The following is a 12,720-nucleotide window of genomic DNA, read 5'->3' on the forward strand; positions in this document are numbered from 1 at the left end:
AAAATCGCAAATTTGCTTTTTTCGCAATCTGGCTTTTTCGCCCTTTTGCTAAAAAATAAATAACAACTAAACATAAAAAAATGGCTATCAACTTACAAAAAGGTCAGAGAATTAACCTTAAAAAAGAAAATGGAGCTGTACTATCCCAGGCTTGCGTAGGAATCAACTGGGGAGCAATTGTAAAGAAAGGATTTTTCGGAACTAAAAAAGAAGCAGTAGACCTGGACGGAAGCTGTATTTTATATGATTCAAACAAAAACGTTACGGAAGTTATCTATTTTGGAAATCTTAAATCCAAAAACGGTTCTGTAAGACACAGTGGAGATGACCTTACCGGTGATGTAGACGGCGATGACGGATTGGATAACGAGGTGATTACGGTAGACTTCAGTAATCTGGAACCCAATGTAGAGCATGTGGCAATGGTGCTGAACAGCTACAGAGGTCAGGATTTCGGAACTATTCCTTTTGCTTCTATCCGTATTTATGAAGGGACACCTACTAATGTAAGAGAAGTTTTTGCAAAATATGATATTGCAAACGATGCTTCTTTCAAAGGGCATGTCGCTATGGTAATGGGAGTTTTCTATAAGAGAAACGGAGAATGGAAATTCAATGCTATCGGAGACCCTACAGCTGACAAAAAACTGGAGCAGACAATCCAGACGGTACAGATGAATTATCTATAATCAATTGTCAGTCGGAAAATAAATAAAATAGCAATATTTGTACAATGTACATCTATTGCTTTTATCATATTATAACATAACTCAAGTGGAACATCAAAGTATTTTAGAACTGCACCCTGGTCTGGTGTGGGGATTTGCAGTAACAGTCGTTATCATGCTGCTCCTGGACTTAGGGGTATTTAACAAGAAAAGTCACGAAGTATCTTCCAAAGAAGCCACCATATGGTCAGTTGTATGGATCTCACTTTCTATGGTATTTTCAGGAGTGGTATATTGGGTATTCAATACCGATGGAAGCCCTGAAAGCAATGCTCTGGCAGTAGAAAAATTCACACAATATCAGGCTGCTTACTGGATTGAAAAAGCGCTCTCGGTGGATAACTTATTTGTCTTTATCCTGGTTTTTGGTTTCTTCAAGGTTCCGAAATACCTTCATCATAAGGTCCTTTTCTGGGGAATCATCGGTGCACTGATCTTCAGGGCCATATTTATATTTGCGGGAGTAGGATTGATTAATCTTACCTATCTTCCTGAAATGAATATCTTTGGGGAAGCAGTAAAAATCAACGTTGTAATGACACTGTTCGGATTATTCCTTGTTTATGCAGGGATCAAATCATGGGGAGACGGTGGCGATGATGAAGATGAAGACTACAGCAATACAGCAGGTGCAAGACTGATCAAAAGCTTCTGGAAAGTTTCCGATAACTATGACGGAGATAAATTCTTCACCATTCAGAACGGAATCAAAATGGCGACTCCTCTTTTAGTGGTAGTAGGGGTTATCGAATTTACAGACGTTCTTTTCGCTGTAGACTCTATTCCTGCGATCTTTGCGATTTCAAATGATCCGTTTATCCTTTATACATCAAATATTTTTGCCATTCTGGGATTAAGATCATTATACTTCCTGCTGGCAAACTTTATTCACATGTTCAGCAAACTTCCATACGGATTGGCGATTATCCTGTCCTTTATTGGAGTTAAAATGTTGATTGCACCTTGGATTCATATTCCGTCTCCGGTTTCATTGGGAATTGTAGGGGGAGTGCTGGTAATCTCAGTTCTTTTATCCATCATCTTCCCTGAAAAAGAAGAAGAGAAGAAAGAAGAATTAGAAGAAAAATAATCATAATTAAAATAAATGAAAGCCTCTGGAGTTTAGCTCTAGGGGCTTTTTTGTTGATGAAGCTTTTGTTGGGAAACGCAAAGGCGCAAAAAGGATAAGCGCTGTGTCGTTTTTAAGGCGCAAAAAAAAACAAAGATTTTCAACAATAATTATTCTCTTTTTTAGAGACATTAAATTTTATCGGAGATAAAATCCTTGCGCCTTACTACACAGTATCCATTAATTTTTCGTGCCTTTTGGTTTTCTAAAAGATATTATGAAAAAACTAAACATACAGACTGGTCTGTATGTTATTTTTTTTCATACATTTGTTCCAGAAAAGAAATCCGATATGAAATCTCCAAGAGAAAGAATCATAGAAACCACATTTCAATTGTTTACCAGACAAGGATACAATTCTACCGGTATCAACCAGATTATTTCCGAAGCAGAAGTAGCCAAAGCAAGTTTTTATCAGCATTTTAAATCCAAGGAAGACCTGTGTGTGGAATTTCTGAATGTAAGACATCAATATTGGTTTCATGAACTCAATAGTTTTTTATCAAAAGAAAAAAATCCAAAATCTAAACTCATCAAAGCTTTTGATTTTCTGGTGTACATGAATGCTAAGGAAAACTTCCGGGGTTGCAGTTTCCTGAATATTTTATCGGAAATTCCCATGGATAATCTCAAAATCCTTAGTGTTATCCAATCCCATAAAGCAGATCTCAGGAACTTCTTTTTAGAATTGCTTAATAATGATGAGCTTTCCGATCATATTTACATGCTTTTTGAGAGCAGCATTATAGAAAGCCAGCTTTTCAAATCCAATGAATTGATTGAAAAATCAAAAAAAATAGTTACCAATCTAATACAGTAAGTTATGGAACAGAAACATCCGCTTCCGCCTTTCACTCTTGAAACGGCACTTGAAAAAATTCAGTTGGCAGAAGATGCCTGGAACAGTCAGGATCCCGAAAAGGTTTCCAAAGCATATACTATTGACAGTGAATGGAGAAACAGAGATACCTTTGTAAATGGAAGAGAAGAAATCGTAACATTTCTTCAGAAAAAATGGGAAAAAGAACTTCATTATAAGCTTAAGAAAGAATATTGGGCACACACAGACAATCGTATTGCTGTCCGCTTTGAATATGAATATCAGACCAAAGAGGGAAACTGGTTCAGGGCTTATGGAAATGAAAACTGGGAGTTCGATGAAAACGGCCTGATGGCAAAAAGATATGCAAGCATCAATGATCTGGCAATCAAAGAAGAAGAAAGAAAATTCAGATAAAATAGAATGACTGTTAGTACAACAGTCATTTTTGTTTTTAAAAGCTTTTTAAAGGAAACTGAAACGTCAATTTAATAAATGATCATTCATCACTCACAATTCATCATTATTTTAGCTGTTTTTTCCATGCAGCAATTTATTAATCTTCCTTCTCGTCTGCAGCGAAACCTTATAAGCTTCATCACGCAGTTTCTGTATTTTTCCTACAGGCTGAAAAAATATTTTACTTTCGAAAGGGTTGAATGAAAGCAATTCATTGGTACAGTCCCTTGCATCCAGCAAAGAATTTTTATTGATTCTGACCTCACCGATTTTAATAAAAGGAGAGTTTTTCCATTCTACATTCAGTCTGTTGATTGGCTGATCTTTCAGGTCATAACAAATCTGTACTAAAACATCGGCTTTAAAATCATGCGTCTGCAGATAACTTTTTAAAGCGTCTCCTATCTTTTGCTTTCTTCCTGTATTTTTATCCACAGATTGAGGAGATAGCTTTATTTTAATGATCTGATCTCCCAGACGGTAAGCACCTACCGAGTAATAATCAAACGACAGAATAAAGTCATTTCTTTTTCTGAAGAGCTTTATTATATTACGCAGCATATCACCGGTACAAACATAAGGGAACATTTTGATTATCTGAAAAAACATCGGTAATAGGCTCCTCCATTTTTTCATATAAAACGTATTGACAGCAGTAAAAAGTTTCAGAAAAGTTGAAACAGAGTTAAGAGGAAACAAAGGAAAATTGACTAATGGATAATTGGCTAGTAAACCTCCGTTTTCATCCATGATCTGTACCGCAAAACCATAGGCAGGAATATCTTTTCCCGAATTTTTGATTTTCAGCCGGGCATTGGAAAATCGTATGATCAGGTCAAATTTTTCCCTGTCAAAAAAAGGCTTCAGTAATTCCGGAAGGTCAGGTTCTATAACGAACGTACCTTTTGCTGCTGCATAGGTTTTGGCGTGAGCGTTCCTTGTAGCATAATTGACATCACTGATGGAAGAGGATTGTTCAACAAAATCTGCAATTGTTTTTTTATTGATTTCCAGAAGTTTTTTTTCCTCTTCATTCAGTTCATCAAACTTCTTATTATATTTTATTGGATTTGGCATTTAGTTTTTAAATCCAATTATAACGCCAAGTTTCGAAATCTGTGTTAAGCAAGTATTACAATTATTTGAATTTTGTGGAAAAAACCTTTTAAGCTAATAAATGTAAAATAATATGATTGTTGAATTCGAATGAATAAGATATTTAACTTACTGATTGTTAAAGGTATGATTGTTTTTATGGGAATTTTGGATTTTAAACTTCCATTCTCTCATTTCCATCTTTCAACCCTAAAAAGACTTATCTTTGTAAAAAATTATAATATGGGAGTAGCAGATATGTTATTTAAACGTAAAAAAGAATTGGCAGAAAAGAACCTGAAAGACGGTAAAGAATATATGGAAGAGTATGGTAAAAGAGAAAGTGTAGTACAGTTACCAAGCGGCTTGCAATATGAAATCATTACAGAAGGTGACGGTCCGAAACCAGGTCCTAAGTCTACTGTAAAATGCCACTATCACGGAACAACTATTTCCGGGAAAGTATTCGACAGTTCCGTGAAAAGAGGAACTCCGGCGTCTTTCCCTTTGAACAGAGTAATTTCAGGATGGACGGAAGCTCTTCAGTTAATGTCTGTTGGCAGTAAATGGAGACTGATTATTCCTCCACACTTAGCGTATGGAGATCAGGAAATCAGCAAAGAGATCGGGCCAAACAGTACCCTTGTTTTCGAAGTTGAATTGCTGGATATTAAGTAAACCTTCTTAAAAATAGATTAAAAAATTACCTGATTTCAGGTAATTTTTTTTATTTGTATTATATTCGTGTTGATGAATTGTAAAGCTGAGACAAATTGCGGTGGGTTACAATAGATCAATCCGGCACAAAAATATGACTGAATGAAAAAACTTTTTTACCTTTTGATTGTTTTCGGGCTTCTTACTTCTTGTGTCTCAAAGAAGAATCAGGCTATTCAGCAGAATATACTTACGCTGAAAGACAGCTATTGTAAAGCACCTTTCAAGTATAACTACAGCAATAAAATTCCATCTTATAATGCAGACTCTATCCTGGCTGCCAATAAAGAATTGAAGGAGATATTTTCCGATCAGAGTATCCTGATATTGAATGCACTGGATAACTTAGATGAGGTCCATCAGATTATTGATCTTAAAAAAGACTCATCCCTTGCTTCGCAGGTCAAAGTTTTACAGTTAAAAACAAAAATAAACAGTAAAATCACGATTGCCCTGACAGAACTGGATGCGGTAGCCGCAGAATTTGACTGTGAAGGAGAAAGAGTAGCCCAGATCGGAAATTACGTGGATAACCTGAACACATCAAAAAACAATAAGCTCATTCTTTATTCCATTATTACCGGAGCAGCAGCTTCTATAGCCGGAGGTATTGTTCATGATCAGGGTTGGAGCAATGCAATTGATATTGGAGGAGGGGTTTTAGGAGCGGGCTTTGGTTTAGCGACTCTTAATCCCAAAGGAAAAAAAGTAGAGTTTATCCATCAGAGAAATCTTTTGAGAGATATCTGGAGGGAAAAGCTGGAATCCCCCAACTTTCCGCCTTTTATCTGGTATATGTATACAGAAAAAAAATTTTCCAACAGGGAAGAACATTCCATCATCGGGAATATGAAGATGAGATGGCTTCACTACCAGTTTGACGACAATAAAGAAGCGGCAGACAAATCTGTCATTTTCAGTGATGGCGGGTATTACAGGGCAGATGATCTTCATAACCGTGCAGCCATGCTCAATCAGATGCAGTCGGCAACACGTACCATTAATCAGAACATCAATTATCTGCTGCTTGATCTGGACAAATTAATCCTTTAAGAAAAATTTAACTGTAATAAATTTTGTTACATTTAAAAAATGTGTATCTTTGCCCTGTAATTACAATGAACAATACAAGATTTGCTACGGCAGTACATATAATGACATTATTGGCAAAGAGTCCTCAGGAGTGGCTTACTTCAGATTGGATGGCCGGTAGTATCAATGTGAATCCGGTGATCGTCCGAAAGGAGATCAGCGTATTGAGAGAAGCAGGTCTGATTATCAGCAGACAGGGAAAAGAAGGAGGAAGTCAGCTTGCAAAAAATGCAGATATGATCACAATTTCTGAGATCTATAAAGCAGTTAAAAATACGGAAGTATTAGGAAAGAAAAATCAGAATCCCAATCCCGCATGCAGTGTCGGGAAGGAAATAAATATTCATTTAAATACCTTATTTGAGGAAACAGATCATTTGGTTATCAATTTTTTAGGAGACAAATCATTACAGGAATTTACCGATCAGTTCGAATAAAATTTTTTTACCCTTAAATGTAACAAAATTTATTACAATTTAATTTAAAAAATAAAACATTATGAAAAAAGTAGCAGTAATTGGTGCAACAGGATTTGTAGGATCACATGTAGTAACAGAATTGGCAGAAAGAGGATATGCTGTAGAAGCATTGGTAAGAGATGCATCGAAGGTAAAAACACAGGAAAATGTAACCGCTAAAAGTGTTGACGTAAACAATGTAGATGCATTAGCTGAAGTACTGAAGGGGAATGATGCTGTAATCAGTACATTTAATGCAGGATGGACAAATCCTAATCTTTACAACGACTTCTTAAACGGTTCTCAGAACATTGAGAAAGCAGTAGAACAGTCAGGCGTAAAAAGACTGATTGTAGTAGGTGGAGCGGGAAGCCTTTACACACCGGATAACGTTCAGATTGTAGATACTCCGGACTTCCCTGAAGCTTACAAGCCCGGTGCAACAGCAGCAAGAGATTATTTAAATAAAATCAAAGAAAATAACACGTTGGATTGGACATTCTTCAGTCCTGCAATTGAAATGAATCAGGCTAATGTAGGAGAAAGAACAGGGAAATACAGAACTTCACTGGAAACTCCGGTATTTGATGAAAACGGAAGAAGCCGTCTGTCTGTAGAAGATGTAGCAGTAGCTCTGGTAGATGAATTAGAACAGAACAACCACATCCGTGAACGTTTCACAGCAGCTTACTAATATATAAAAGAACAGAAATGATACAAAAAAAATTATGGTCGTTACTTGCAATACTGGGCTTTATCAGCATATTTGCAGGAAATCTCAAAGTAAAAGTATATAATCCGGGAACCAAAGCTATTTTCCCGATTACTTCTACCATTATTTACGGAGATAAAGACGCTATACTGGTAGATGCCCAGTTTCAGAAACAATATGCTGAACAGTTGGTGAAAGAAATAAAGGCAACAGGAAAGAACCTGAAAACCGTTTTTATTTCGCACAGTGATCCCGATTTTTATTTTGGATTGGATGTCATTAAAAAAGCCTTTCCTAACGCTAAAATTATCTCAACGGCGCAGACAGCTTACCTGATATCAGCTTCAAAAGATGATAAAATGGGAGTATGGAAACCGCAACTGAAAGCGGATGCTCCGTCAGAAATTATAGTTCCTGAAGCAGCTGCTTCAATCCCTGATCTTGAAGGAAACAAAATTGAGATCAGACAGAATCCGGAAGATCCTGCGCACAGCTTTCTTTGGATCCCTTCCATTAAAACCATTGCCGGTGGCATTTCAGTTTCTGTAGACTCACATCTATGGATGGCAGACACTCAGAATGTAAAAGCAATTGACCAGTGGATAGGGCAGATTGATGCCATGAAAGCATTAAATCCGGAGCAGGTCATTCCTTCCCATTTTGCAAAACCGTCTACATCTCCACAATCTCTGGATTTTGTGAAGGGTTACTTGGAAAATTATAAAAAGGCAGTGACAGAGAACAAAACTTCATCTTCCATTGTTGATTTTATGGTTAAAAAATATCCTGATCTTCCGGGAAAAGAAGAACTGGAGATGGGAGTAAAGGTTTTCCTTAAAGAAATGGAATGGGATTTAAAATCACCATATCCGGCCATCGGCCATAAAGTGGAAGTAGATTTTGGAGGGGTAAAATTCGTTCTCGATTTTAAAGATAATAAAACCATGACATTTACAGGAACAGCAGGAAGTTCAAAAAACAGTACCGATACGGTAGAATATACTGCTGTAGAAGTAGCGAAGAATGTTTTTATGGTCTATTGGCATGAGCCTCATCTTGGCTTTAATGTTACCCATATTCAGGATTACAATAAAAATATTGTGTATTCAAATATTGCAGGTTCCGATGGTACATTCACCCATCCGAAAGGAACGCTTAGGATTTTAAAATAAAAAACAGCTGCCAATGCAGCTGTTTTTTTATATCATAATAGTTAAAAAATATCAACAGAGCTTATCAAATCAGCTTGCTGATTCCAACTTTGCCTCCTTAGAATCAAAAGAAAGCAAATTAAAAACTTTGCGTTAAAATAACCTCTCACAGATTTCACGATCTAGCAGCATGAGAATTATTCGTGATACTTGTGCATTTATTTGTGCTCTTTTGTGTTTAAAAAAATTATGAACTTCATCTTTTAAAGCTAAAAAAACTGCCTCATGAGAGACAGTTTTCTTTTTATAGATTCATAAACAATTTCGGGTTTACCGGAGTGTTGTTTTTGTGTACTTCATAATGAAGATGAGGTCCTGTGGAACGTCCGGTATTTCCGGATTTAGCAATGACCTGACCTACTTTTACTTTATCATTCACTTTTGAGATAAGTTCAGATAAATGTCCGTATAATGTAGCCAATCCGTTACTATGGGAAACAATCACACAGTTTCCGTAACCGCCTTTCTGTCCCGAGAAAATAACAGTTCCGGCAGCGGCAGCTCTTACATCAGAACCATAAGCCACAGCAATATCGAGCCCTTTGTGGAATTGCATCTGATCGGCTTCAGCAGGTGGATTGTTTTTTTCAGCAACAGTTGTTTGTGTTGTGGTATTGCCCGTAGCAGCTTTGGAAGTTACCGGTGCTGATGTTGAAGCTACAGGAGCAGCTTTTGGAGTAACCATCACTTTTACTTCTCTTTTATTTCCGTAGCTGTCTGTAAGTTCTATGACCTTTTCAACAGGCTCAGCTTTTACTTCAGGTTTTGGAGTCGCAGCAACTGCCGATTTAGCTTCTGCTGGCGCGCCTGATCTTACTGAAGCAAAAACCGTTTTGAACGGAATCGGATTTTTTCTTACGCCAAAATTAGAAGAAATATAGCCATCTGTAGGCATTCCTAATGGAACCTGCATCAGTTTTTTCTGAAGATCCATCAGATACTGGCTGTATCGGTTAGCCTGCTTGGAAAGATAAATAGAATTTGAAATACTGTCCTGATTAAGCATCATCAGTTTTTCGTTGGTAATGTCTTTGGATTTCAGGAAGGAGTTGAGCTGTGCAACAGTCTGATCTACAAGAGTAAGATCAGTTTTCATTTTCAGGTAATCTACACTGTCTTTTTCAGTGTTTATCTTTACAAGATTCACTTCATAGGTTTTATCATCTCTTTCAGAAAAGAGCTTTGCTATGAAGACACCTTGTGCAAAAACTACTAATAAAAGTCCTCCCAGGAGAATGTTTACGTTCTTCTTGCTGTTTAGAAATTTTTTCATATTTCTTCTCTTAGTAAATTTAAAACGGTTTTGAAGCTGCAAATTTAATTAAAAATAAGTTTTGTGAGTTATTTTTAATTAAAATTCAGTTTTTTCTGTATTTAACGGTTAATTAGCTGTTTAATTGTGTTGAAGTGTTAATTTTTTCAGAAAATGGCTTTTATCATGGTTTCAAAGCCTGCGTTCCGTCTTTGTTTTAATATCTTTGCAGTTCACATTCCAATTATGGCTAAAAAGAAAATTATTTCAGAATCTTCGAATCCAAAAAAGAATAAAAAGGATATTTCTGTAGGAGTTGTAGGTAGCGGAAGTTTTGCAACCGCTATTGTAAAAATGCTTGTTGAAAACTGCAAAGTAGTACACTGGTGCGTAAGAAATGAATTTGTAAAAGGAGCTATTGAGCTTCGCGGACATAACCCGACTTATCTTACGGCTGCCCATTTTAATCTTAAAAGTTTAAAGCTGACAACGGATATTAATGAACTGGTTTCTGCCTGTGACGTCATCGTTCTGGCAACTCCGTCGATCTATCTGTCTGATACACTGGATAAGATGACTTGTGATTATTCTGATAAGATCTTTGTCTCTGCAATTAAAGGGATTATCCCAAAAGTAAATGATGTGGTAGCTCATTATCTGCGGGATGAATTTAAAATCGGTTTCAGAAATCAGGCGGTTATCGCGGGACCTTGTCATGCTGAAGAGGTTGCCATGGAAAGACTTTCTTATCTTACGATTGCAGCAGCAGAAGATGAAACGGCTGAAAAGCTTGAAGGAATTTTCAGCTCAGACTTTATTAAAGTTCATACAAGCAAAGATATTTTAGGAAACGAATACAGTGCTATTCTTAAAAATATTTTTGCAATCGGAGCGGGTATTGCAAGCGGATTAGGATATGGAGATAACTTTACAGCGGTCTTTGTTTCCAATGCGATCCGTGAAATGGAAACCTTCCTTGAAGCCATTTATGAAGCACCAAGAGATGTGAATGAAAGTGCTTATCTGGGTGACCTTCTGGTAACGGCATATTCACTTTTCTCAAGAAACAGAAACCTTGGAAACCTGATTGGAAAAGGTTATACGGTAAAATCTGCCATTCAGTCTATGAACATGGTTGCGGAAGGATATTATGCTGCAGACTCCATTTATAAAACGGCAAAACAGAAAAATCTTAAGCTGCCGATTATTGATACGGTATATGCCATCCTTTATGAAGGTAAAAATGCTGAGAAGCAGTTTAAAAAACTGACGGCAAAACTGAATTAAACGGGGTTTATTACTAAATCTTGTTTGTAAAATAATTAAAACTTAAGCATCCGGTGCTTAAGTTTTTTTATTCATTTTTATATAAGAATGATCAATGATTTCAATAGTACTTTATTGAAATTTTCGATGGCTTTTTGTTGTGTACTAAAGAAGTGTTTCTGACTCAAAAAATAAGGTGTTAAAATCGTTAAACGCGTTCCGGTTTTTAAAACTTTTCCCGAAATTTGAAGTAAAATTTAAAATTATGTCACAATCGCTTACAAGCAGAACACCGAAACCTAAATACGACGTTGTACTGATAGGCGGCGGAATCATGAGCGCCACTTTGGCAACGCTGCTGCATGAATTTGATCCAAATCTTGAAATTGCAATCTTCGAAAGGCTAGGAAGGTTTGCCAAAGAAAGTACAGCAGCATGGAACAACGCCGGAACAGGGCACTCCGCTTTTTGTGAGCTAAATTATACTCCGGAAAAGCCGGACGGATCTATTGATATCACTAAGGCAGAAAGCATTGCAGAACAGTTTGAAATTTCAAAGCAATTCTGGGCTTATCTGATTACCAAGGGATATATTCATCAGCCGAAAGAATTCATCAATTCATGTCCGCATATGAGTCTTGTATTCGGAGAAAAAGATGCTGAATATTTAAAAAAGCGTCACGATAAAATGACAGAATCTGTTCTGTTCTCAGGAATGGAATTTTCTACAGATCACGATAAACTGAGAGAATGGATTCCATTGGTGATGAGCAAAAGAAACCAGTCTGAGGTAATGGCTGCTACAAAAATGGATATGGGAACGGATGTAAATTTCGGAACACTGACAAGAAAGATGGGAAGACATCTCCTGGAAGATTCCAACGTAGAGGTTTTCCTGTACCATGAAGTAAAAGATATTGATGCCAGAGAGAATGGTCAATGGGAAATGAAGGTAAAAGACAGGATCAATAATCACAAACAGGAAGTGGTTGCCGACTTTGTATTCATTGGTGCCGGAGGATATGCGCTTCCGTTACTGGACAGTTCGGATATTAAAGAAAGTGAAGGATACGGAGGTTTTCCGGTTTCCGGGCAGTGGCTGGTAAGTCATAATCAGGAACTGGTAGAAAAACATCAGGCTAAAGTATATACACAGGCAACGGTAGATGCACCGCCAATGTCTGTTCCACACCTTGACCTTAGAATTATTGATGGTAAGAAAGCTCTTCTTTTCGGACCATTTGCAGGATTCTCCACCAAATTCCTTAAAGAAGGGAGTTACCTTGATCTGCCTGAAAGTGTTAACACAAAAAATCTGAGATCACTCTTCGGAGCATGGTGGCACAATATTCCTCTGACGAAATATCTTATCCAGCAGGTTGCCATGACAAAATCTCAGAGAATGCAGCATTTGCGTGAATTCATCAAAGATGCCAAAGAAGAAGACTGGGAACTAAAGGTAGCAGGACAGAGAGTTCAGATCATTAAGAAAGATGAAAAAGAAGGAGGTAAACTTGAGTTCGGAACTGAAGTAGTTGTGAACAAAAACGGAACAATCGCTTCTCTTCTGGGAGCATCTCCGGGTGCTTCTACGGCAGTTTATGCCATGCTGAATGTGCTTGAAAAATGCTTCCCGAAAAAACTTCATGGAGAATGGAAAGCAAAACTTCTGGAAATGGTTCCATCCTATGGGCAGAAACTGGCAGAAAATCCTGAGCTTACCCATGAAGTAAGAAATTATACAAAAGAAAAATTAGAATTAGAATATTAACATCAATAAT

At 37.0% G+C, this 12,720-nt stretch carries 13 protein-coding genes; 11 read left to right on the forward strand and 2 right to left on the reverse strand.

Going from position 1 to position 12,720, the window contains the following annotated elements:
* The first annotated feature begins 80 nt into the window (after positions 1-80).
* The 4 genes from EL165_RS20265 (at position 81) to EL165_RS20280 (ending at position 3,094) form a co-directional block, all read left to right on the forward strand.
* Positions 81-689 carry a TerD family protein gene (locus tag EL165_RS20265; protein ID WP_002984800.1) on the forward strand — a complete coding sequence of 203 codons (609 nt, stop codon included), beginning with the start codon at positions 81-83 and terminating at the stop codon, positions 687-689.
* An 85-nt stretch (positions 690-774) separates the two neighbouring features.
* On the forward strand, positions 775-1,818 hold the full coding sequence (locus EL165_RS20270) for a TerC/Alx family metal homeostasis membrane protein (RefSeq protein WP_002984798.1): 1,044 nt from the start codon (positions 775-777) through the stop codon (positions 1,816-1,818).
* 331 nt (positions 1,819-2,149) lie between these two features.
* On the forward strand, positions 2,150-2,677 hold the full coding sequence (locus EL165_RS20275) for a TetR/AcrR family transcriptional regulator (RefSeq protein WP_041462179.1): 528 nt from the start codon (positions 2,150-2,152) through the stop codon (positions 2,675-2,677).
* Between the two features lie 3 nt (positions 2,678-2,680).
* On the forward strand, positions 2,681-3,094 hold the full coding sequence (locus EL165_RS20280; protein WP_002984795.1) for a nuclear transport factor 2 family protein: 414 nt from the start codon (positions 2,681-2,683) through the stop codon (positions 3,092-3,094).
* A 111-nt stretch (positions 3,095-3,205) separates the two neighbouring features.
* Here the strand turns inward: EL165_RS20280 and EL165_RS20285 are convergent, their stop codons facing one another.
* The gene (locus EL165_RS20285) at positions 3,206-4,213 is read right to left on the reverse strand and encodes a catalase family protein (protein ID WP_002984793.1); all 1,008 of its coding nucleotides are present in this window, start codon (positions 4,211-4,213) and stop codon (positions 3,206-3,208) included.
* Positions 4,214-4,342: 129 nt separating this feature from the next.
* Here EL165_RS20285 and bamJ point away from each other — a divergent pair, with 129 nt between their 5' ends.
* The 5 genes from bamJ to EL165_RS20310 all read left to right on the forward strand — a co-directional run bounded on the left by bamJ (position 4,343) and on the right by EL165_RS20310 (position 8,382).
* Complete coding sequence (gene bamJ, locus EL165_RS20290) at positions 4,343-4,909, forward strand: BamJ family beta-barrel-assembly machinery protein (RefSeq protein WP_002984792.1); 567 nt, start codon at positions 4,343-4,345, stop codon at positions 4,907-4,909.
* A gap of 141 nt (positions 4,910-5,050) precedes the next feature.
* A complete protein-coding gene (locus EL165_RS20295) occupies positions 5,051-6,001 on the forward strand; it encodes a hypothetical protein (RefSeq protein ID WP_002984790.1) in 951 nt (316 codons plus the stop codon).
* A 65-nt stretch (positions 6,002-6,066) separates the two neighbouring features.
* The gene (locus tag EL165_RS20300) at positions 6,067-6,477 is read left to right on the forward strand and encodes an Rrf2 family transcriptional regulator (RefSeq protein ID WP_002984789.1); all 411 of its coding nucleotides are present in this window, start codon (positions 6,067-6,069) and stop codon (positions 6,475-6,477) included.
* A gap of 61 nt (positions 6,478-6,538) precedes the next feature.
* On the forward strand, positions 6,539-7,192 hold the full coding sequence (locus EL165_RS20305) for an NAD(P)-dependent oxidoreductase (RefSeq protein WP_002984788.1): 654 nt from the start codon (positions 6,539-6,541) through the stop codon (positions 7,190-7,192).
* Positions 7,193-7,209: 17 nt separating this feature from the next.
* Positions 7,210-8,382 (forward strand): MBL fold metallo-hydrolase, encoded by a 1,173-nt coding sequence (locus EL165_RS20310; RefSeq protein WP_002984786.1) that lies wholly within the window; start codon positions 7,210-7,212, stop codon positions 8,380-8,382.
* A gap of 283 nt (positions 8,383-8,665) precedes the next feature.
* Here the strand turns inward: EL165_RS20310 and EL165_RS20315 are convergent, their stop codons facing one another.
* Complete coding sequence (locus EL165_RS20315) at positions 8,666-9,694, reverse strand: peptidoglycan DD-metalloendopeptidase family protein (RefSeq protein WP_002984782.1); 1,029 nt, start codon at positions 9,692-9,694, stop codon at positions 8,666-8,668.
* A gap of 225 nt (positions 9,695-9,919) precedes the next feature.
* On the opposite strand from EL165_RS20315, the gene EL165_RS20320 reads away from it, so the two are divergent.
* Both EL165_RS20320 and mqo read left to right on the forward strand, forming a co-directional pair.
* Positions 9,920-10,960, forward strand: coding sequence for an NAD(P)H-dependent glycerol-3-phosphate dehydrogenase (locus tag EL165_RS20320; RefSeq protein WP_050791187.1), 1,041 nt, complete (start codon positions 9,920-9,922; stop codon positions 10,958-10,960).
* A 244-nt stretch (positions 10,961-11,204) separates the two neighbouring features.
* On the forward strand, positions 11,205-12,710 hold the full coding sequence (gene mqo / locus EL165_RS20325; protein ID WP_041462146.1) for a malate dehydrogenase (quinone): 1,506 nt from the start codon (positions 11,205-11,207) through the stop codon (positions 12,708-12,710).
* Positions 12,711-12,720: the final 10 nt, after the last annotated feature.

It is taken from the genome of Chryseobacterium gleum (assembly GCF_900636535.1).
Taxonomy (GTDB): Bacteria; Bacteroidota; Bacteroidia; order Flavobacteriales; family Weeksellaceae; genus Chryseobacterium; species Chryseobacterium gleum.